Genomic DNA, 21357 nt, shown 5'->3' on the forward strand with positions numbered 1-21357 from the left:
TCTTTTGATCCTGTTTAAGATCAAGATCAAAAGATCGTAGCCTTAGGCAGCTCCAACAGGAGGATCGTGTTCGAGATGTAGGCTCGCGGTGTAAGCCTTGGCTTACTGTTTCGTAAGTGTTCGTTATTTTTACACTGTGGCAGACGGCGATCGTGCTCACACTAATTATTTAACCAATTGAATTACATGTATATTTTTTAATGTGAAGGGCTTATTACGCTCAGTTTCAGCCGGGAAGGGCGATTGCTCTCGCCAGGGAACTCTCTAATATCGGGGTTGTGTCGACGGACAGACACGCCCTTCAAGGAAGAGGGGAACGGACATCGCAGGACGCGATTCATCAGGACGATGAAAAGGAATACAGGGAATAGGGAAAAAATGTGGGCGGGTCAAACCGCCCCTTTTTTTTTGCCCGCAGAAAAGTCAGCGCAGGCGGGTTGGCGACTCTGTCGAAGGCATTGCACAAAAACAAAAAAGGCCCCTAAGGGCCTTTTTTTCGGACGCGGGACAAATCAGCGTTCGAGGTCTTTGATCTTGCCTTTGACGCCATCCCACTCTTCGGCATCTGGCAGCGATTCTTTCTTCTCGGTGATGTTTGGCCAGATTTCAGCCAGATCAACGTTCAACTGAATGAATTCCTGCATCTCTTCCGGAACTTCGTCCTCGGAGAAAATCGCTACGGCCGGGCATTCTGGTTCGCACAGGGCGCAGTCGATGCACTCGTCCGGGTGAATCACCAGGAAGTTCGGGCCTTCGTAAAAGCAGTCCACCGGACAGACTTCTACGCAGTCGGTGTACTTGCACTTGATGCAGTTGTCGGTGACGACGAAGGTCATTTCTAATTTTCTCCTCAGGCGGCGGCAGCGTTGCCCCTTCACGGTTGGGGTCGCCAGGTTCGGGAGCGATACCTGCTGGCCAGGCTATTAGCCAGCAGCATCCCAAACCGCGCGAGATTCTAACAGCTTGAAGCGGTTTGCGTTATATCCGCTTCTTCAGTGCTTATATCCGGTTCTTCAGTGCATAGAGCATTTCGAGCGCACGACGCGGCGTCAGGTCATCCACATCCAGCTTAGCCAGTTCATCCAGCACCGGGTGCGGCAGGCTGGCGAACATGTCGCTTTGCTGCGGCGTCGCCGGTTTGCCCTTGGCAGCGGGTTTCGGCGCCTCGTGCGGCAATGCGGTGTCTTCCAGGCGACTGAGGTGCTCGCGGGCACGCACGATCACTTCGCTTGGCACGCCGGCCAGTTGCGCCACCGCCAGGCCATAGCTCTGGCTGGCAGGGCCGGGCAGCACGTGATGCAGGAATACGATGCGTTCGTTGTGCTCGGTGGCATTGAGGTGCACGTTGGCCACCAATGGCTCGGCTTCCGGCAATACGGTCAGTTCGAAGTAGTGGGTGGCGAACAGCGTATAGGCGCGCAATTGCGCCAGACGCTCGGCCGCCGCCCATGCCAGCGATAGACCGTCGAAGGTGCTGGTGCCACGACCGACTTCGTCCATCAGCACCAGGCTGCGTTCAGTGGCGTTGTGCAGGATGTTGGCGGTTTCGCTCATCTCGACCATGAAGGTCGAACGGCCACCGGCCAAGTCATCGCTGGAACCGATTCGGGTGAAAATGCGGTCGACCAGCGACAGTTCACAACTGGCGGCCGGCACGAAGCTGCCGATGTGCGCCAGCAGCACGATCAATGCAGTCTGGCGCATGTAGGTGGATTTACCGCCCATGTTCGGGCCGGTGATCACCAGCATGCGCGTGTTGTCATCCAGGCTCAGGTCGTTGGCCACGAACGGCGTGGTGAGGACTTGTTCAACCACCGGGTGACGACCTTGGCTGATACGCATGCACGGCTCGCTGACGAAGCGCGGGCAGTTCAGGTCGAGGTTCAGTGCGCGTTCGGCAAGGTTGCTCAGCACATCGAGTTCGGCCAGCGCCGCAGCGGTGTCCTGCAACGGTGGCAACTGGCTGATCAAGTCTTCCAGCAGCGCTTCGTAAAGCATCTTCTCGCGCGCGAGGGCACGGCTCTTGGCCGACAGCGCCTTGTCTTCGAACTCTTTCAACTCGGGCGTGATGAAGCGCTCGGCGCCTTTCAAGGTTTGCCGACGGATGTAATCCGCTGGCGCCGACTCGGCCTGTTTGCTCGGCAACTCGATGAAGTAGCCGTGAATACGGTTGTAGCCGACTTTCAGGTGGCTCAGGCCGGTGCGGGCCTTTTCGCGGGCTTCCAGGTCGATGAGGAACTGGCCGGCGTTTTCGCTCAGCGACTGCAACTCGTCGAGTTCACTGTCGTAACCGGTTTTCAGCACGCCGCCGTCACGGATCACCGCTGGCGGGTTGTCGATGATGGCTTTTTCCAGCAGCGCCGCCAGTTCCGGGTAAGTGCTGGTGGTGGTCGCCAGACCTTGCAGGTGCGGTGCTTCAAGATCGGTCATCGCCACTTGCAGCTCAGGCAGGGCGCCGAGGGCGTCGCGTAGGCGTGCGAGGTCGCGAGGACGGGCATTGCGCAGGCCGATCCGCGCAAGAATCCGCTCGATGTCGCCGATTTCCTTGAGCTGCGGTTGCAGCTTTTCGAAGCGATAACGATCAAGCAGGCAAGTGATCGAGGTCTGGCGCGCGAGCAGTACGGTCAAGTCGCGCAACGGACGGTTCAGCCAGCGGGTCAGCAAACGGCTGCCCATGGCGGTCTGGCAGCGATCGACCACCGACTGCAGGGTGTTGTCGCGGCCACCGGCCAGGTTGGTGTCGAGTTCCAGGTTGCGCCGGCTCGCACCGTCGAGCACCACGGTGTCGTCGAGACGTTCGTGACGCAGGCTGCGCAAGTGCGGCAGGGCGGTGCGCTGGGTCTCCTTGGCATAAGCCAACAGGCAACCGGCGGCGCCGATGGCCAGGGTCAGGTTCTCGCAGCCGAAACCTTTCAGATCCTGGGTGGAAAATTGTTGGCAGAGACTTTTCAGCGCCGAGTCGCGCTCGAAATCCCACGGTGCGCGACGACTGACGCCACGGCGTTTTTCCGCTGGCAGGTCTCTTGGCCAGTCATCCGGGATCAGCAACTCAACCGGGTTGATCCGCTCCAGTTCCGCCAGCAGGTTCTCCCAGCCTTTGATTTCCGACACGCTGAAACTGCCGCTGGTGATGTCCAGCACAGCCAGGCCGAACAGACGCTCGTCACCCAGCAGGGCTGCAATCAGGTTGTCGCGGCGCTCATCGAGCAGCGCCTCGTCACTCACCGTCCCCGGCGTGAGAATGCGCACCACCTGACGTTCGACCGGGCCTTTGCTGGTCGCCGGGTCGCCGACCTGCTCGCAAATCACCACCGATTCGCCGAGCTTGACCAGTTTCGCCAGATAGCCTTCCGCCGCGTGGTAAGGAATCCCACACATCGGAATCGCCTGCCCCGCCGACTGCCCGCGCGCGGTCAGGGTGATGTCGAGCAACTTGGCAGCCTTCTTCGCGTCTTCGTAGAAGATCTCGTAGAAGTCGCCCATGCGGTAGAACATCAGCTGATCCGGGTGCTGGTTCTTCAGGCGCCAGTACTGCTGCATCATCGGGGTGTGGGAGGACAGGTCTGAAATAGCTTTATTCATCAGGGGTTTAGCTTTACCGGTAAAAGTGACGAGGCAAAAACGGGTTGGTTCGCATCTTCAAAATGGCGAGTGTTTGCCAGCGATGCGGCCCGTGGGTCGATTCAGTGGGGCTGAGTATGAAGTTTTTTTGAGGTGGATGCAGCAACGCGCCGCCGCTTGGCCCAGCATTGTGTCCTATAGTGCCGAAAAGCTATCGAATCATCAGAATGCGTGGGTTGTAGGTCAGTCGAGGAAGTCGCTTGGAACAGTCAGAAGGCATCGATTCAGGATCGTCAGGGGACGATTGCTACTACGATGCGCAAACAATGACCCTCAGCCGGTCGGGGCGATCGGTCTGCCTGGGCAGCAATGAGAGCGACCTGCTGCTGGCCTTGATCGACGGTATTACCGATAAAGAGCTGCTCATTTCGCGGGTCTGGGGTGATCGTGGGTTGATCATTTCCGACAGCAGTTACTACAAGACCCTGCACCTGCTCCGCGCGCATTTCGCTGACGTTGGTTTGCCGCGGGACAGTCTCAAGACCTTACCTCGCCGTGGCGTCGTGCTGTTGTGTGAGATCAGGCGAACCAGCGGCGATATACCCGATATTGAATCCGTGCCACGCGATGAGCAAACGATCATCGTCGAACCTGCTGAAAGGGAGCGGTCTTCGGCGCGCCTTCTATTACCGGTGCTGGTTGTTTCGACGATTGCACTTGCGTTGTTTTACGCCTACTTGATGTTTAAAAAGCCGGCGGACCTGGAAGAGTGGAAACTTATCTGGGAAGACGGTGAGGCGAAGTTGTACGTGGAAGAAAGTGAAAAGATGTCCAAGGACGAAATTGTTAAAGCCTTGAGCGAGTTTGAGCCTGCAATAGCCTTGTCCGATATTAATTACTATGTGCGCAAGCCGCTGTCCCAATTACTGATCAAATGCATCAAGCCTGAAAGTAAAGGGGAGGCCATATGCGTGAATTATCAGCTCGTCGGGAAAAAATAACCACGTTGTTGGCGCTGCTGTCTTTATTAGTAGTGGCTGCGCTGGTGCTCAGGTATTTTTATCTGATTCATCGTGATGTTCCACGCGCACCGTGTTTTGCGTCGATCGACTTTGTACATACTCCCGACCATAAAACTAGATGGCATGGAGTAGGTGATATGACGATTGATCCAAAGGAAGGTGCACTTTTTGTGTATTACGTCGTCAGAACACCGCAGGGCAAAGTCTATACGTATGATCGAAAGTTTAATATTAACCTTACTCATCTGGACAGTTCGCGCTTCCTGTTCAAGACGCGCTCAGTTGAAACGTTTGATGCCGACACGGCCGGTGATGAACTTCCATTTATGGAAAGAGGGTTTCAGGGCGGCATGATCACCTTCAACTATTTCTCCGATGCCGAGTATTACTACAATATCAATAATCTGATCAATGGCGTGTGCCATGTCCCACGCTAGCCTGAAACCGGGGTGCAAGGCCCCTCAGGCGACCAGGTAAGACTAAGTAAGACCCCCAGTAAGGCCATGATGGCCCCGCGTTGTTAATGTGATTCGAGTCAAGCCAAGAGCCCCTGTGACTGCCTGAATGTCAGCGCGGCGCGGCTGTTGTAGTTGCCTTGAATAATATGACGATGTTTAGGCAGTTGAGGGAACTTATCAATGCTTTGGTTTTGCGTGCGCAGCCCTTCTAGAACTAAGGCTCCGGCCTGGAAGCGATCAATTGCAATTAACAGGCAGGGAACTGTGTTTGTCGCGGCGGCAGTCGGTGGCAAAGAGAAAGATGTCAGCGTGTCGACGTTGAATGATCGCACACCGGTGCTGGTTTGTTTTGATCATGTTTATGTTCCGGTGGTGTGGTTGGCTGAACATTTCCCTATATCGAAAGGGCAATGCCATTACATGGTGGCTGCTGCACTTAGTGGCATCAGAAAGACATTGGCTTGCCGTGAGGAGTGGGCACGGGTTAGTTGCTTTTTCGGCCAGAACGGGAAAACAAGCTACTTGGGGTTTGTGTCATGAAGTTAAATGTTGTGTGCAGTATCGCGTTGTTGGCGGGTTGCGTTTTAATCATGGAAAGTTCGTTTGCTGATTCTCGAGAAAATTGTTCGCAACGACGCGTCGGGATCAGTCGACAACTTGAGCAGGCCGAGGCGGCCGACAACGTTTATCGCGTCGCTGGACTGCAGCAAGCGCTGGCCAATGTAGAGCGCTACTGTCGAGAGCCCTCCGCCGATGAGGATCGGTCCATAAACATTCAAAAAGCCGAGGCCGAAGTGCGACGCAGGCAAAACCATTTGAAGGCGGCGCGTCAGTATGGCGATGTAAAAGTCATCAAGAAACATGAAGCCAGGTTGGCTCGTGCCGAGGCTAAGTTACGCAGCGTGCTGAATGAATAAGGGGAACTCAAATATGAAAAGCATACTTGTCTTTACGTCAGTCTTCACTGCGGCCGTGCTGATGTCTGGCTGTACCGCAACTGATTGGGTGCACGCCGCTGGCGGAATCATGGGCGCCAAAGATGACTACGACAGGAAGGCCAGAAGTGATCGGCTCAAGCGAGCCAATGCTGCGGCACGTCGAGTCAAAGGCTGAATTGCGCCCATTTGCCGAGCCTCATTCCAACCCGTAGATGGTGGCTCGGTGATATTGTTTTCAACTAAATGCTGATTTATGCATTATTAATGCAAATCAGCATTTGTCTTCACGAAAAACTTCAAGCACTATGCGCGTTATGCAAAAACGCAACGTATCCTCCGTCTTAAGAGCACTGCTCGACCAGCACGGGATCTCCCCTACGGAGCTCCATCGTCGCACCGGCGTGCCTCAATCCACTCTCTCGCGGATTCTCAGCGGGAAGATCGTCGATCCTTCGGATAAACACATTTCGAAGATCGCCGAGTACTTCGCCGTGAGCACCGATCAATTGCGCGGGCGCGCGGATGTCGCGCCGTCGGCCGGTGCCGTACGTGATGACGTACACGCGGAACTCAAGGACATAATGCTGTGGGACGACGACACCCCTGTCGATGACGACGAGGTGTCGGTGCCGTTTCTTCGCGAGGTTGAATTGGCTGCTGGATCAGGAAGATTCGTCATTGAAGAGAGCGAGCGCTCCAGCCTGCGCTTCGGCAAGCGCAGCCTGCGCCATAACGGTGTGCAGTTCGACCAGGCCAAATGCGTGACGGTGCGCGGCAACAGTATGTTGCCGGTGTTGCGTGATGGCGCCACTGTCGGTGTGAATGCGGGCAAGTGCGGCATCGGCGACATCATCGATGGCGACTTGTACGCGATCAATCACAACGGCCAGCTTCGCGTTAAGCAGCTTTATCGCCTGCCTACCGGCATCCGCCTGCGCAGCTTCAATCGCGACGAGCACCCGGATGAGGACTATAGCTTCCAGGAAATCCAGGAAGAGCAGATCGTCATCCTCGGTCACGTCTTCTGGTGGGGCATGTACGCCCGTTAACCCAACCGTTTTCAGATAAGCCCGCCCCTCGGCGGGTTTTTTTTCGCCTGGACGAAACTGGCAAACCCTTCAGTGGCGGGGCTCTCATGCATTCGCGCATTTCTTGTGCATAAAAAAATGCATTTACGCATTGACTGCATATGCATCCATGCATATCCTTGTCACCAAGCCGCTCGACAAAGTGGCTGGCAAGACAAGCTCTTTAGTTCCACAAGAACAGGCAGCGATGAACCGGCCTCAACGGTTCAGAGGGTTGGCAACTGACCCGGGTGTACAGCGTAAAGCACCAGAAGCAGTTATCCGGCGGGCAGGGACCGCGGTCGGAAAAACAATTTGAATGGACTCGTACCGCGCCAGTAGCGCCGAAAAGTCAGCTTCCTTCTTGAGCACAGGATTTGAAGGAAGGCGAAGGAGCGCATTACTGAAAAGCCCGGCGAGTTGCCGGGCTTTTTGGAATGCCTGCCAGATATCATCACGATATCCATGAAACAACAAAAGCGAGGAACGTAAATGAATCTTTATGCATTGGTTGAATACAGCAAAGTTACTCAGCTAAAAGAGAGTGAAGTTGCTCCGGATGCGCCTGCCTCTGCGTCAGCTTTTTGGGTAAATATTACCGGTAATACAGAAGTTCTCGTTGGCTGGGGTGCAACGTTCAATGAGGTCTGGACGTTTACGCCGCCATCTGACGTGGATTTGCGTAACGCCGCTGAAGAGCAGAAATGGCAGTTGCTGAACGTTGCTGCTTCCTGGCTGATACTTAATTCCCTGCAATTCAAAGTGGATGTCGCCGTGGCGTCTCCCCAAGAGCAGGCGCTGCTGATTGCTCACAAAAATTACTGCATCGCTGTCAGCGATATCGACAAACAAGCGGGCTACCCGGTGACCATTGACTGGCCGGTTGCGCCTTACTGATTAAGCAAAATCCATCAGCAAAAAACACGTTGTTCACTGAAAGTAACTCACAAGGAATCAACAATGAATCGTTATGCATATATAGGTTACGTCTACACAACGAACTTTCCAGTGGTCATTCGGCTACTGGATACAGAGGGCGGTCTTCCGACTACGCCGATTGATGGCGTGTCGGGTACGTGGGTTGATGCAACAGGTAATGCGACAGTGCAAGTCGGCTGGAAGGTGGTGGAGTCCTGGGATAATGGGTTCAGCGTGTTCAGCTTTGTGGAACTGACCAACGAAGATTATCTCCTGATAGCCCCGGCCCGAATTCGAAAGGAACAGGAGGAGGCCGTCCAGTGGTTGATTTCCAACCCTTTGCAATACAAGAAAGATCTTGATATCGCTACGCCTGCGGAAGAGGCGGTACTGATTTCTTACAAGCAGTACTTCGTCGAACTTAGTGAAGTAAAAAATCAATCCGGCTATCCAGTCGCAATCAACTGGCCGGTAGCGCCATTTTAATTTGGTATACCGGAAAAACAGCTGCTATTTCTGAAGTGTCTTTCGGCTTATAACCGTCGAGCAAGTTATGTGGATTTGCTGGCGCACGGGGCATAAATAAATACTGGCTACCAGATACCATCAGGAGAATTAAATGAATCGTTTTGCTTTTGTTAAATACGCTTATTCGGACCCCGTCCATAAAGTTCTGGAGGTTGTCGAGGCTGATGAGAAACCCGCTATCTATCCAAACGGCGTATATGGTTACTGGGTTGACGTCACAGACAACATAGCCGTCCAGGTGGGCTGGAAGGCTACAACTGTAGACTTTGTTAACTGGGTTTTCAGTGAGCTGACCTATCAAGATCATGCCGATGAAGCAACCGCTAAAAAACTGGATTTTCTGACAGCTGCGGTTAGCTGGCTTAAGTTGAATCCATTGCAGTACAGCATCGATCTTGGCGTTGCCACTTCTGAAGAAGAAGCGCTGTTGCTGGCGTTCAAGCAGTTCTATGTGGGTGTCGCCGGTGTAGAAAAGCAATCCGGTTATCCCTACACGATCAACTGGCCAGTAGCGCCTTTCTGATCAACCCGTCAGCGGGAGCGCATTACTGAAAAGCCCGGCCCTGCGCCGGGCTTTTTGGAATGCCTACCTCAAGAGAAAACGATTGAACCCAACACACACCACTCATCCAACACTCCCGGAGGCGTGACATGACAAACGAGCAACAAGCGTTGGCGGACATGCCGATCTGGCTGGTCATCCTGCTCGCCGTCGTAGGCGGGGTGTCCGGCGAAATGTGGCGCGCCGACAAGGAGGGCGCTCGTGGCTGGCCGCTGTTACGGCGTCTGGCCCTGCGCTCCGGTGCCTGCATGATCTGCGGCGTGTCGGCAATCATGCTGCTGTATGCCGCTGGCATGTCGATTTGGGCCGCTGGCGCCTTCGGCTGCCTCACCGCAATGGCCGGGGCTGATGTGGCCATCGGACTGTACGAACGCTGGGCCGCCAAACGCATCGGCGTCTGCGAAGTGCCACCCCGCGACCAGCCTTAACCTCAAATGTGATTCGTGCCGCCCTTTGGGCGGCAGGGTTGCGCGTGGACGATTGAAAAGGAGGTCATGTATGCCCACACCGATCCAGCAGCCGTCGCAACTGTTCACAGCCATCGCGACGACGCTGCGCAACACTGCCGGGCTCAACATCAATGTCGGCAATCACGATGATTTCACTGCACCGGGCGATCAGGCTTGGGTGTTGATCGACTTCGACCGAAATGCATCAGGACAGCGTGCCGCAGATGGGCGTATCGCTCATGTTCTGACGTTGTCGCTGCAAGTTGTACCGGCGCTATCGGCCAGTGCCTTTGCCGCCTGCGATTTGATCGCTGTACTGAAGACTCTGATCACCGACAATCGCTGGAGCCTGCCGGGCGATCAATGCGGTCTGCCGATGAACATGGATGGTTTGCCGTCCATGCTCATTCGCGCCGACCAGCAATTCAAGGCCTGGACACTGACGTTCAACCAGACCCTCTACCTCGGCCCGACCTTGCTCGACGATCCCCTCGGCACACCGAAATTCGCCCGCACCTGGGAAGTCAGCAACATCGACGATCCAGACCAATACACCGCGCTGGAGGCCTGACCGATGTTCGACGCATTACTTCGCATGCAACTGGGTCCGATCATCGAACGCCTGGCCGAAATGGAAGCGGAAATCGACGACCTGCACCGCCGCGCCGAAAGCTTCTGTCGCATTGGCATTTGCCAGTCGGTCTATGCCGCGAGCAACACCTGCCAGGTCAGTCACGGTGGCTTGCTGACGCCGGCGATCAAGTTTTTCAACCCGAGTGCAGGAGCGCAGAGCGAGTCGCGGATTCCGACAGTGGGTGAGCAGTGTCTGCTGTTCAACTACGGCAGCGGCGAAAGCGGCGCGCAGAGCGTGGCGTTGTTCGGCTTGAACAGTGAGCGCTTTCCGCCAGCGTCAACAGTGCCGACGCTGACCCGTCGGGTGCATGTCGACGGCAGCGAAAGCGGCTACGACGACGCCACCCACACTCTGCACTGGCAAAACGGCCCGGCGGCCTTCAGCGGTTCTCGCCAGTCGCTGGAACTGAGCATCGGCCCGGCGAGACTGGCGCTGACGCCGCAACTTATCACCCTGCAAATGGGTGCCGTCGGCCTGACCATCGACCCTTCGGGCGTGCACTTCAGCGGTCCATTGGTCGATCACCAGGGCCGTGTCATCAGCCCCTGATTCAAGAGCCTCCCATGATCGGAATCGATAGAGACAGCGGGGCCACGGTCGACGACTGGCTGCAGTTTGTGCAGCGCGCGACCCGGGCCCTGACCACGCCGCTGGGCACCCGGCAAAAACGGCCGCTTTATGGCTCGCTGATCCCCACGCTGCTGGGGCACAACCTCGGCGACGACGTTCTGCTTCTGGCCCAGAGCCACGCGGCGCAAGCGTTCTACAACAAGCAAAACGGCATCGATGATTTTCAGCCGCAAGTGATCGTCGCCAGCCGTCAGGGTGCCGGCCTGTTATTGCGGTTCGCCGGCACCTGGAAAAACCGTCAACAAACCTTCGAGGTCGTGACATGAGCATGTTGATCCCCGGTCAGAACCAATTGGCCGAACCCGCGCTGATCACCGTCGAAGCGTTCGAAGACTTGCTCGCCGAGTTCAAGACGTTCGTCATTGAATACGTCGGTGCGCGATCTCCGGACAGTGCGGCGAAACTCAAGACCAGCCTGGACAACGAAAGCGAATTGCTGACCCTGGCGCTGGAGGCGTTTTGCGTGCGCCTGCAAACCCATGAACGCAAATACAACGCACGCATCAAGCAGATGCTGGCGTGGTGGGCGACCGGCAGCAACCTCGATGCACGACTGGCGGACATGGGCCTTGAGCGGCAACTGCTCGATCCTGGCGACCCGGCGGCTTTCCCGCCAGTGCCGGCGATTTATGAAAGTGATGACGACGCTCGGCTGCGTTATTACCTGGCGCCGCACGCTCCTGCGGCGGGCTCGCGGATGCAGTATCGCCGCGAGGTCTTTACGCTCGGCGAACGGCCGACGGTACAAGTCGAGTCCACCGATGCCGGCGTGGTCAACGTCACTTACACCTTCAACCCGGACGGCCTCGCCGCACAGGTCAAGGATGGCAATGGTCGGCGCACGGCCCCCGGCGAAGTGCAGGTCACTGTGCTTTCGCGTGAAGGTGACGGCACGCCGTCCGAAGTGTTGCTTGACGGCGTTCGCCAGCACTTCGCCCGACCTGACGTGCGACCTGAAACCGACCTCGTGACCGTGCAAGGCGCCGACATCCAGCGCTACAAGATCCGCGTCGTCGCCAAGATCAATTCCGGCCCCGATTCGGGCCTGACCAAAGTTGCTGCGCAAGCGCAGTTGCAGGCTTACGCCGACAGCTGTCATCGCCTCGAAGGCCGGGTTGATCCGAGCTGGATCGACTACACGCTGCACAGCGCCGGCGCCGTGCAATTGCAGATTCTTGAACCGCTGGTGCCGATTGTGACGACAGCGTTTCAAGCGCCGTATTGCACGGCAGTTGAAGTCGAGGTGCTGACGCTATGAGTGACAAAACTCAGCGTGCAACGCTGCTGCCAGCCAACAGTTCGACCCTCGAACGAGGCCTGGATCTGGGCTTTGGCGCCTCGCTTGATCGCATTGCTCCGCCGTTTCCCGAGCTGATGAATCCTGCAGAAACACCCGCCGATTTTCTGCCGTATCTGGCAGCGGATCGTGGTGTTGCTGAATGGAGCACCGACGCGCCGCAAGCCGAAAAACGCCTGACCGTCGAACTCGCCTGGCCCACCGCGCGTCAGGCCGGCACTCGCAAGGCGCTGGAAAACGCCGCCAAGGGTTTGCAGTTAAGACCCGAGATCCGCGCCTGGTACGAACAGACGCCGCCCGGTGCGCCTTACAGTTTTTCCGTACGAGCCTTCAGCGAGCAACCCTACAGCGAAGCAATCGACGCCCGTCTCGATCGACGTCTGGCTGATGCCAAGAGCGAGCGCGATGTGCTGACGGTCTCCGTTGGCCTCAGCGCTTTCGGCAATCACGTCATCGGCGCCGCGACCTTCTGCGGCGAACTGACCACGATTTATCCGGTGTTCATCGAAGGGCTGGAAACCTCGGGAGAGGCGTTCATGGGCGCCGGTATGTACACCGTCGAAACATCCACAATTTATCCTCAGGGGGCCTGAATGGCTGACTATTACACCCTGCTCACCAACGCAGGGATTGCCTACGAAACGGCTTGTAAAGCTGCGGGCGTGCCGATCAAGTTGACGCAGATTTCCGTCGGCGACGGCGGCGGCTCGGTCTACAACCCGGCCGCGACCGCCACTGCGCTGAAGCGCGAAGTCTGGCGCGGGCCGCTCAATGCGCTGTTCCAGGACGAGAAAAATCCGAGCTGGCTGCTCGCCGAAGTGACCATTCCGCCGGATGTTGGCGGTTGGTATGTGCGGGAAGCAGGGCTGTGGACTGACACTGGGATTCTCTACGCTATCGTCAAATATCCGGAGTCGTTCAAACCGGTTCTGGCCACCTCGGGTTCGGGTAAAGAGTTCTACATTCGCTCGATTTTCGAGACCAGTAACGCCTCCCTGGTAACGTTGCTGATCGACGACACCGTCGTCAAAGCCACGCGTGCCTGGGTCATGAGTTACCTCGCCGAAGAACTCGGCAAACTTGATGGCAAACAATCGGTGCGTGTCGCTGCAACGGGCAATGTCGTGTTGAACGGCGCGCAGCAGATCGACGGTGTCGCGGTGATTGCCGGTGACCGTGTGCTGCTGCCGAGCCAGACGCTGGCCAAGGACAACGGCCTGTGGATTGTCGCCAATGGCGACTGGGTACGGGCAACCGATGCCAACAGTAACGCCAAGGTTACGCCGGGACTGACCGTGATGGTCGAGGAGGGCATGGCGAATGGAGATTCGTTGTGGTACCTGACCACCAATGCGCCGATTACTCTCGGCACCACGTCGCTGACGTTCAAGATGCTCGCCGGTCGCACCGGGATTGCTGCCGGGACTTACAAGAGTCTGACGGTTGATGAATATGGTCGAGCGACTGCCGGGGCAAATCCCGAGACGCTCGCAGGGTTTGGAATAAAGGATTCGTACACCAAAGCTGAAGTTGAAGCGCTGATTGCCAAGGCGTCAGCATTGCCGGTGGGCTCGATTGTGGCGTTCCCGGTTGACTCGCCGCCGCCGGGTTTTCTGGAGCTGGATAACAGCGTCAAGAGCAGCGCAACTTACCCGGACTTGAGCGCTTATCTGAGCGGCAAGTTCAACAAGGGTGATGAGGGCGTTGGGAATTTCCGTTTGCCGGAGGCCCGCGGGGAGTTCTTGCGCGGCTGGGATCATGGGCGTGGGGTAGATGCAAACCGTGCATCTGGAAGCTATCAAGCGGACAGCCTCAAGGCTCACTTCCATTCCCTCCCGACTGGATCAGGGGGAGGGCAGGCCGTCGATCCCAATGGAGAAAATCCGACGGTTGTGTTGAAGGATACGGCGGCGGACTGGATCCTGCGCACCGAGGGCGACAATGCCGAATTGAGTATTGGTCGTGTAAGAACCTACAACTCTGGCGCGGCAACTGAGACCCGTCCTCGCAACATCGCCGTCATGTGGTGCATCAAAGCCTGGAATGCCCCGGTCAATCAGGGATCCATTGATGTAGCGGCACTGGCCAAGGAAGTCGAACGGCTCAAGTCTGCTGTTCCGGTTGGTGCTGTTCTGGCATTCCCGACCGGCATTGTCGCTCCCGGTTATCTGGAGCTGGATGGCAGCGTGCAGAGCATTGCGACCTATCCGGATCTCGCAGCTTATCTCGGCACCACTTACAACAAGGGTAATGAGGGGGCGGGTAACTTCCGCTTGCCGGAATCGCGTGGCGAGTTTTTACGTGGCTGGGATCATGGGCGTGGTGCCGATGTAGGTCGGGCAGTAGGCAGCTATCAGGCAGATGAGCTGAAAACCCACACCCACCAAATCAGCGCCCCCACATCAATTGCTGCATCAGGTGGTTCGACAGGCGTTATTTTGGCGGCTGGCGGAACGCTGAACTGGTCGACTACGAATACTGGTGGTTTGGAAACCCGCCCGCGCAATCTCGCAGTCATGTGGTGCATCAAAGCCTGGAACGCGCCGGTCAATCAGGGAAGCCTTGATATCGCTGCGCTAGCCGTTCTGGGGCAACAAGCGACCGAAATCAAACAAGGCACGGCTAAAGTTTCAACCCAAGAACAGACCGACTCTGGGGCTGACGACAACACAATCGTAACGCCTAAAAAACTGCGCTGGGGGTTTCAAATCCTCAAAGCTATCAACGGTTACATCATTTTCCCGTCGTGGCTCGGTGGCTTGATTGTTCAGTGGGGCAGGGTCTCCGGAAATGGCGGAACGGATATTGCCACTGCCTTTCCGATCCCTTTCCCAAATGCCATGTACAGCTTGAATGCCACCTTGAACTACACGCCTGGGTCACCAGTGAACGGTTATGTGGACGTGGGAGTGTCAAATCTCACTGCATTCTACGGAAAGCACACATTTCCTGGGGTCACCGTCTTTCATTGGGTCGCGGTGGGCAGTTAAGGAGTAATCATGAAATACGCACTATTCGACGAACATTCGAAATTACAGGCCTGTCTGATTGAAGGGGTTCATCAGATCCCCGCGTCAGCCGTCAAAATCGACCAGGACCTGTTTGTCAGGTTGACGCAAGAAACCGATGGTATCTGGCGAAAGGTGGGCAACGAGATTATCAAAGAGCCGTTTCCGCAAGTGGCTCCTGACTATGCGCGGTCAGTCGCTGCCGAGCGTTATGAACGCGAAGATTCTGCCGTGTCTGTGGACGGCTTATCGATTGCGACCTCGCGCGAAAGCGCAGGGCTGATTTACGGCGCGGGACTTTCGGCGATGCTTGATCCTGACTATCGCTGCAATTTCAAAACCCTCGATGGCTTCGTAGAAATTGGAGCGCAGCAGATTCTCGCCATTGCCAAAGCCGTCAGGGCGCACGTTCAGGCTTGCTTCGACCGTGAATTTCAGCTGCTTCAAGCTGTCGAGGCAGACACTTATGTGGATGCAATGCTGAAAGAAGGCTGGCCTGATTCCGTGCCGGTTACACCAATCCCCGTGCCTCAATAAACGCCCCGCACTCCGGGGCGTTTTCTTATCCGCTCAAAAAACTCAACACCCGCCAAGCCCCTCCCCAAGAGGGGCTTTCCCGTTTATGGAGAAACGAAAAATGGCAACCCGCCAAACCTACACCGTGCTCGTCCCATTCCCCACCGGTGGTGGGCACTGGTCGAGCATCGGCCAGGAACTCGATCTGCTCGACGTCGAGGCCAGTGCCTTGCACTTCGCCGGTCGACTGGAACTGAAAACCCAATCCACCCAGGCCAAAAAGGCCGCCGCCAAGAAGGCTGACTGAACATGGCTGAGGTTTTGAACTTCGAGCACAACGGCATTACCGTCAATGCCACCGAATCCCCCGAGGCCATGGGTGGCCTGGGTGACAACGTCATCGGTCTGGTCGGCACCGCGCCGAAGGCCGATCCGCTGATTCCGCGTAACGCGCCGTTCCGTATCAACAGCTTCACCACCCACGCGTTGCTCGATCCGACCGGCGCCGAGGAAGGCACCCTGTACCACGCGGTTTACCAGATCCTCAAAGTGGTCAAGGTGCCGGTCTACGTGGTGATCGTCGAAGCGGGCGCGACCCCGGCCGACACCGTTAACGCAGTGATCGGCGGCGTCGAGCCGGCGACCGGCCGCAAGCTCGGTCTGGCCGCGCTGGGCAGTGTCCCGGAAGACCTGACCATCATCGGCGCGCCGGGCTTCACCGGCACCAAAGCGGTGGCCAGCGAGTTCGCCTCGTTCGGCAAGCGCATCAAGGCCCGTGTGGTGCTGGACGGCAAGGACGCTTCGGTCGCTGATCAAGTGCTGTACAGCCAGGAGCTGGGCGGCGCCGACCTCGGTTTCGACCGTTGCCTGGTGGTGCACAACATGCCTGCGGTGTACTCGAAGGCGGCGAAGAAAAACGTCTTCCTGTCGCCTTCCAGTCTGGCGATTGCCGCACTGGCCAAGGTCAAGCAGTGGGAGAGCCCGGGCAACCAGGTGACCTACGCCGAAGACGTTTCGCGGGTCGTTGAATACAACATCCTCGACACCTCCACCGAAGGCGATCTGCTCAACCGCTACGGCGTCAGCTACTACGCCCGCACCGTGCTCGGCGGCTTCTCGCTGCTGGGTAACCGCTCGATCACCGGCAAGTTCATCAGCTACGTCGGCCTCGAAGATGCGATCAGCCGCAAGCTGGTCAAGGCCGGCCAGAAAGCCATGGCCAAGAACCTCACCAAATCCTTCATGGATCAAGAGGTCAAGCGCATCAACGACTGGCTGCAAACCCTGGTCGCCGACGAAACCATTCCTGGCGGCAGCGTGTATCTGCACCCGGAACTCAACAGCGTCGAGAAGTACAAGAACGGCACCTGGTACGTGGTCATCGACTACGGCCGCTACGCGCCGAACGAACACATGGTTTATCAACTCAACGCCCGCGATGAAATCATCGAGCAGTTCCTGGAGGACGTTCTCTAATGTTTACCAACCGCGTAAGACAGGCCATCGCGGCCACCCTGCAAGGCCTGCCGCTGTCGGCGACAGTAGAAGAATTTACTCCGCCGAAGATTGATTTCGAGATGGAAAACATGACCGGTGGCCGTTTCATCATTGAAGAAATGGCCAAGAGTGCCAAGGCGCTCAATGCTCAGATCAAGCTGCAAGGTACGGGCGCAGAAGTGTTGCTCGCCATGGGCGTGAAGCTGGGCGACGACATCCTGCTGAACGTACGTGAAGCCGGTCAGGATCAGGACGGCAACACCTGGTTCACCTACCACACCATCGGCGGCAAGCTCAAAACCATGGGTGAAGACGCAATCAAAATGGGTGGCAAAGCCCTGACGACCCTGGATTTCTCCTGCCGCACCTACAACCGTCTGGAAAACGGCATTCCAGTGATCGACATCGACGTACGCACCCAGAAGTTCGTGCTCAACGGCGTCGACATCCTCGGCGATGCCCGCCGCGCCGTGCTGATGCCGTAACCCGGCGCACCACAAAAAACCTGTAGGAGTGAGCCTTGTGGTGAGGGGATTTATCCCCGATGGGCTGCGCAGCGGCCCCGATTCCAAGCTCATGTTGTAGCTGAAAAATCGAGCGTTCAGTGTGGGGCTGCGACGCAGCCCATCGGGGATAAATCCCCTCGCCACAAAAGCCGTTCCTGCAAGGGCTTTGCTACACCCCCTCAAGAATCACCAAGGAATTCATACATGTCGTGGATGCCACCCCAGCATGATCTGCTGTCGCCCATCACCGGTGACGACGGTTCGCAGATCGATCAGATCCAGCTCAAGCCACTGTTCTACGCCGCACAGAAAGAAGCGCTGGAACGCGCCGGCGATGACGAGGACGATCAGTTCTTCGAACTGGCGCTGCTCGCCACCGGCCTGTCGGTCAAGGAACTCGACCAGCTCAAACGCCCGGACTACGTGAGCATCGCGCAGTACGTACACGAGATGTCGACCCGTCCGACAGCGTACTTTCTCGACCAGGTCGAAGACGCGGAAAAATCCGCCGATCCCGATCAGATCCAGCTGTTGCAACCGCTCGCCGTCACCGGCCGCACCGTGACTTCGCTGAGCCTGGAAATGCCGGTGCTGCGCGCCACCAAAGTGATGAAGAAACTGAAAACGGCCAAGGAACGCGCCGAGTTCATCACCGCTCATTGTGCCGGTCTGATGATCCCCGATCTGGCCCAGTTGACCGTCCCTGACTGGACGCAATTGCAGGTGCGCATCGACGATTTTTTAAACCAGCCGGCGGCCTACTTTCGGAACGCGACATCGAAGTAATCCTCGATATCGTCCCGCTCATTTACCCGGTAAGTGAGGCGGAGATTCTGGAATGGGACGCCGAAAAGGCGTTGCGCCGCTACGACATAGCGATCACTCGCCTTGGCGTCAAACAGGAGTAGAGCGGCATGGCAGACGATAACTATGGGTTGACGTTCGCGACGGTCAATCATGAGGCCTGGGCGTTGAGCACCGCTAGCAAGACTGTCGCCTTGATGACCCCGACGATGCCTGCACCAGTAGCACCTGCGTCGAGCCCTGACGGTGGGGGTGGGTATACCGGGCTAAGCCTGGCGCTGGCCGACGCCACCAGCGAGTTGCGCAATCTGACCGCCGAGCAGGTTCAGCTCAGGAATGTGCTGACCTCGATACACGCGGTGCTGATTTCACAGCGCTCGTTGCAGCAGTCTCTGAATGACCGGCAAACACAAACGGGCAGCACGACCGTCGGCGCCGAAGCCAAAACGCCAGGTGCCAATGGTGCAACCCAGCCCTTCAAACTCTTGCAACCGACGATCGATCTTGACACTGCGATGGTGCGGCTGGGTCGGGTTACAGGTGTTGAAGGCGATGAACGCAAAGCGTTGCGCGAATCGCTGGAGAAAATGGCCACCGAGCGCAAAGTGGCTGCTGGCGGTACCACCACGGTTGACCTGGCAGGCGTGATGTATGCCGGTGCGAAGGGGGGAGTTGGCAGCGATCAGAAGACTGAAGTCGGCCGGCAAGACGCCCTCAGCGAATTCACCCGAGACACCGCCGTCACGGCCACAGCCTTTGAGATGAAAGCGCCGGATGTCGCGGATCTGCTGATCGGCTGGCGCACATCGATGGGGCTCAACAGAGCAAATACCCTCGACCTCGCCGATGCGACCAGTGTGCTTGGAAGCCGACTGAGCGCCTCGGTGGCGGACATCGGTTCGATCGTCAGCAACTACGGCGCTTCGGCAAAAGGCGCAGGTCTGAGCCCCGAACAGACGGCGGCTTTTGCTGCGGCAATGCTCAACGTCAACGTAAACAGGGCTGACGCTGGAGTGGCACTGGAGAAGATCACCACGACGCTGGCGTTGGGCGACAACGCCTCGGCCAGTCAGAAAGCGGTGCTCGCTGAGCTTAAGCTCGATCCAAAGGCCCTCGCTGCGCAAATGCAAGGGGATGCCCCCGGCGCGATTGTCCAAGTGCTTGAGGCGCTGAACGAGAAATCCCCCGGGCAGCAAGCCGGTCTGGCGATGACGTTGTTTTCGATCGACCAGCCCGTTGTGAAAATGCTTGAGCGCACCGCTGATGTGCGAGGTGCATTTGATCTCGTCAAAGATAAAAAGCAGTACGCAACTTCGGCGCCAAGCGAGGAGGGCGGGGCAGTTAATCAGGCTGCGCTGAAGCTTTCGGATACGTCGCAAACGGGCTGGAACATTTTCACTGCTCAGAAAGACCGCCTCCTCAGCTCGGCTGGCGCTGCTGTGCTGCCTGATTTTGACAGGCTCACCGGGGCGATGGCGTGGGCGACCGATGGCTTGAGCAGCGTGGCTGAAGAATCACCGGAGCTTGCGCGTACGTTGATTTTGAGTATTGCCGGTATCAAGGGTGTGCAGGTCGCTGGATCGATGCTGGCCGAGGGCATTAAAGGAACGACAGCCACTGTCGCCAACTTCGAGTTCGTCGGCACAACTGCAAAATCCTGGGGCTCCGCAGTACTTAACGGTGCCAGGACTTGGGGTTCCATTGCGCTGAACCATGCCAAGACTTGGGGTTCCGCTGCGCTTAACAGTGCCAAGACTCTGGGATCCGGTGCGCTTAACCGCGCTAAATACCTGGCATCCGGTCCAGGCCGAAGTCTGGTCAGCCAAGGTGCCCGAATTGGTCGTTTGGCTGGCCCTCTGAGTATGCCGTTGATGATGCTCGACTCCGGTATGGATGTGGTCAACGGCTTGCTCGATGCCGATGGCAAACAAACAGCCAGAGGAGCGGGCGGCCTGGTGGGTGGGGTTGCTGGAAGTTACGTGGGGTCGCGCCTTGGTGCCTTCCTGGGGGCTTTCGCCGGTCCTGCCGGAGCGGTTGTTGGTGGAGGGGTTGGCGGAGCAGTTGGCACTTACTACGGCAATCAGTGGGGAAGCTCATTGGGTGAAAAGCTCGCGACGCCTGCCCCGGATCAACTCGCCCCGCCAGCAGACGTCGCCAAAGACCTCGCTGGCGCTCAGACCTCAAACCATCAGATTACTTACGCGCCCTCGTTCAACTTCAGCGGCGGCGATTTAGCCAGCGCTGAAAAAGTGACCGCTATGGTGGCGCAAGTCATGCAGTCACATTTCACGTCTGACTTTACGCCTTTGATGAGCACCAACCCCCTCGCCACCCGCCGTGACGCAGCCCTGACCGATGGAGTCGCCTGATGAAACAACAAATGGCATTGGGCAGTTTCATCTTCGGCCTGTCCCGCAACTTCGCCTACAGCACGCTGGCGAGGAAGTCGGACGGTGGCTGGACGCAGTTGCCCATTCTCACCAGTAAACCCAAGTCCAGTCAGATTGGACAAAATCCGGAAACCCTGACCATCAGCGGCACCGCGATGTACGCCGTGGCCATGGAACGGCTCGATGAATTGCGCGCTCTTCAGGCACTGCGTGTGCCGTTGCCGTTGATTGACGGTATCGGTCGCAACTGGGGGTTGTGGCGGATCAACAGCGTTCAGGAAAACCAGAGCGAGGTCATCGATGACGGCACCGCGATGGTGATCAAGTGGGTACTCGAATTGGCGGAGTTCAACAATGCGTAAGGTACGAAGCGTGGCCGGTGATTCGGTGAATCTGCTGCTCTACCGCGAAACCGGGCGCAGCGATGACGCTGCTGAAGAGGCCCTGTGGAAGCTCAACCCGACTCTGGCCGAGTACGGCCCTGTGCTGCCCGCTGGCATCTGGCTCGTGCTGCCTGAACTCGACAGCAAACCCGCCGCGAGCAAAGCGCTGACGGCCTGGGATTAAGGAGG

Annotated in this window: 25 protein-coding genes; 23 read left to right on the top strand and 2 right to left on the bottom strand. The window is 57.4% G+C overall.

The features are described from left to right. Positions 1-512: 512 nt before the first annotated feature. On the bottom strand, positions 513-836 hold the full coding sequence (fdxA, locus tag ACQ4MY_RS02380; protein ID WP_008077096.1) for a ferredoxin FdxA: 324 nt from the start codon (positions 834-836) through the stop codon (positions 513-515). A gap of 163 nt (positions 837-999) precedes the next feature. Beyond that, the gene (gene mutS / locus ACQ4MY_RS02385; RefSeq protein ID WP_177323291.1) at positions 1000-3570 is read right to left on the bottom strand and encodes a DNA mismatch repair protein MutS; all 2571 of its coding nucleotides are present in this window, start codon (positions 3568-3570) and stop codon (positions 1000-1002) included. A gap of 251 nt (positions 3571-3821) precedes the next feature. On the opposite strand from mutS, the gene ACQ4MY_RS02390 reads away from it, so the two are divergent. The 23 genes from ACQ4MY_RS02390 to ACQ4MY_RS02500 all read left to right on the top strand — a co-directional run bounded on the left by ACQ4MY_RS02390 (position 3822) and on the right by ACQ4MY_RS02500 (position 21352). Continuing rightward, positions 3822-4562, top strand: a complete 741-nt coding sequence (locus ACQ4MY_RS02390) for a winged helix-turn-helix domain-containing protein (protein WP_440093490.1) — start codon at positions 3822-3824, stop codon at positions 4560-4562. Beyond that, a complete protein-coding gene (locus ACQ4MY_RS02395; RefSeq protein ID WP_045122904.1) occupies positions 4529-5020 on the top strand; it encodes a hypothetical protein in 492 nt (163 codons plus the stop codon). Before ACQ4MY_RS02390 ends, ACQ4MY_RS02395 begins: the two co-directional genes overlap by 34 nt. 201 nt (positions 5021-5221) lie before the next feature. Beyond that, positions 5222-5581 (top strand): hypothetical protein, encoded by a 360-nt coding sequence (locus ACQ4MY_RS02400; RefSeq protein ID WP_440093492.1) that lies wholly within the window; start codon positions 5222-5224, stop codon positions 5579-5581. Beyond that, complete coding sequence (locus ACQ4MY_RS02405; protein ID WP_440093493.1) at positions 5578-5958, top strand: DUF1090 domain-containing protein; 381 nt, start codon at positions 5578-5580, stop codon at positions 5956-5958. Before ACQ4MY_RS02400 ends, ACQ4MY_RS02405 begins: the two co-directional genes overlap by 4 nt. A gap of 335 nt (positions 5959-6293) precedes the next feature. Further along, a complete protein-coding gene (locus ACQ4MY_RS02410) occupies positions 6294-7028 on the top strand; it encodes a LexA family transcriptional regulator (protein ID WP_008077103.1) in 735 nt (244 codons plus the stop codon). Positions 7029-7538: 510 nt separating this feature from the next. Then, entirely contained in the window at positions 7539-7943 is a 405-nt protein-coding gene (locus ACQ4MY_RS02415) for a tail fiber assembly protein (protein ID WP_440093495.1), read from the top strand. A 63-nt stretch (positions 7944-8006) separates the two neighbouring features. Continuing rightward, positions 8007-8450, top strand: a complete 444-nt coding sequence (locus ACQ4MY_RS02420) for a tail fiber assembly protein (RefSeq protein WP_440093497.1) — start codon at positions 8007-8009, stop codon at positions 8448-8450. 133 nt (positions 8451-8583) lie between these two features. Continuing rightward, positions 8584-9015 (top strand): tail fiber assembly protein, encoded by a 432-nt coding sequence (locus tag ACQ4MY_RS02425; RefSeq protein ID WP_440093499.1) that lies wholly within the window; start codon positions 8584-8586, stop codon positions 9013-9015. Positions 9016-9143: 128 nt separating this feature from the next. After that, complete coding sequence (locus ACQ4MY_RS02430; RefSeq protein ID WP_077571337.1) at positions 9144-9482, top strand: phage holin family protein; 339 nt, start codon at positions 9144-9146, stop codon at positions 9480-9482. Positions 9483-9552: 70 nt separating this feature from the next. Continuing rightward, positions 9553-10074 (top strand): hypothetical protein, encoded by a 522-nt coding sequence (locus ACQ4MY_RS02435; RefSeq protein ID WP_440093501.1) that lies wholly within the window; start codon positions 9553-9555, stop codon positions 10072-10074. 3 nt (positions 10075-10077) lie between these two features. Next, complete coding sequence (locus tag ACQ4MY_RS02440) at positions 10078-10686, top strand: phage baseplate assembly protein V (protein WP_440093503.1); 609 nt, start codon at positions 10078-10080, stop codon at positions 10684-10686. 14 nt (positions 10687-10700) lie between these two features. Continuing rightward, positions 10701-11033: a hypothetical protein gene (locus tag ACQ4MY_RS02445; protein ID WP_008077111.1), complete on the top strand. Its 333-nt coding sequence runs from the start codon at positions 10701-10703 to the stop codon at positions 11031-11033. Further along, positions 11030-12025: a baseplate J/gp47 family protein gene (locus tag ACQ4MY_RS02450; RefSeq protein ID WP_008077112.1), complete on the top strand. Its 996-nt coding sequence runs from the start codon at positions 11030-11032 to the stop codon at positions 12023-12025. The genes ACQ4MY_RS02445 and ACQ4MY_RS02450 overlap by 4 nt, the downstream gene beginning before the upstream one ends. Continuing rightward, positions 12022-12657, top strand: a complete 636-nt coding sequence (locus tag ACQ4MY_RS02455; protein WP_440093505.1) for a phage tail protein I — start codon at positions 12022-12024, stop codon at positions 12655-12657. Before ACQ4MY_RS02450 ends, ACQ4MY_RS02455 begins: the two co-directional genes overlap by 4 nt. Further along, the gene (locus tag ACQ4MY_RS02460) at positions 12658-15054 is read left to right on the top strand and encodes a phage tail-collar fiber domain-containing protein (protein WP_440093507.1); all 2397 of its coding nucleotides are present in this window, start codon (positions 12658-12660) and stop codon (positions 15052-15054) included. Between the two features lie 9 nt (positions 15055-15063). Next, positions 15064-15609 carry a DUF4376 domain-containing protein gene (locus ACQ4MY_RS02465; RefSeq protein ID WP_440093509.1) on the top strand — a complete coding sequence of 182 codons (546 nt, stop codon included), beginning with the start codon at positions 15064-15066 and terminating at the stop codon, positions 15607-15609. Positions 15610-15709: 100 nt separating this feature from the next. Then, the gene (locus ACQ4MY_RS02470) at positions 15710-15895 is read left to right on the top strand and encodes a hypothetical protein (RefSeq protein ID WP_008077116.1); all 186 of its coding nucleotides are present in this window, start codon (positions 15710-15712) and stop codon (positions 15893-15895) included. A gap of 2 nt (positions 15896-15897) precedes the next feature. Beyond that, a complete protein-coding gene (locus ACQ4MY_RS02475) occupies positions 15898-17064 on the top strand; it encodes a phage tail protein (RefSeq protein ID WP_440093510.1) in 1167 nt (388 codons plus the stop codon). Beyond that, a complete protein-coding gene (locus ACQ4MY_RS02480; protein WP_008077119.1) occupies positions 17064-17570 on the top strand; it encodes a phage major tail tube protein in 507 nt (168 codons plus the stop codon). The genes ACQ4MY_RS02475 and ACQ4MY_RS02480 overlap by 1 nt, the downstream gene beginning before the upstream one ends. Before the next feature lie 225 nt (positions 17571-17795). Continuing rightward, positions 17796-18377: a phage tail assembly protein gene (locus tag ACQ4MY_RS02485; protein ID WP_440093512.1), complete on the top strand. Its 582-nt coding sequence runs from the start codon at positions 17796-17798 to the stop codon at positions 18375-18377. 128 nt (positions 18378-18505) lie between these two features. Continuing rightward, positions 18506-20764: a phage tail tape measure protein gene (locus tag ACQ4MY_RS02490; RefSeq protein ID WP_440093514.1), complete on the top strand. Its 2259-nt coding sequence runs from the start codon at positions 18506-18508 to the stop codon at positions 20762-20764. After that, the gene (locus ACQ4MY_RS02495) at positions 20764-21147 is read left to right on the top strand and encodes a phage tail protein (protein ID WP_440093516.1); all 384 of its coding nucleotides are present in this window, start codon (positions 20764-20766) and stop codon (positions 21145-21147) included. Before ACQ4MY_RS02490 ends, ACQ4MY_RS02495 begins: the two co-directional genes overlap by 1 nt. Next, on the top strand, positions 21140-21352 hold the full coding sequence (locus ACQ4MY_RS02500; protein WP_440093518.1) for a tail protein X: 213 nt from the start codon (positions 21140-21142) through the stop codon (positions 21350-21352). The genes ACQ4MY_RS02495 and ACQ4MY_RS02500 overlap by 8 nt, the downstream gene beginning before the upstream one ends. Positions 21353-21357 lie beyond the last annotated feature (5 nt).

This window comes from Pseudomonas sp. SM4 (genome assembly GCF_051913165.1).
Lineage (GTDB): Bacteria > Pseudomonadota > Gammaproteobacteria > Pseudomonadales > Pseudomonadaceae > Aquipseudomonas.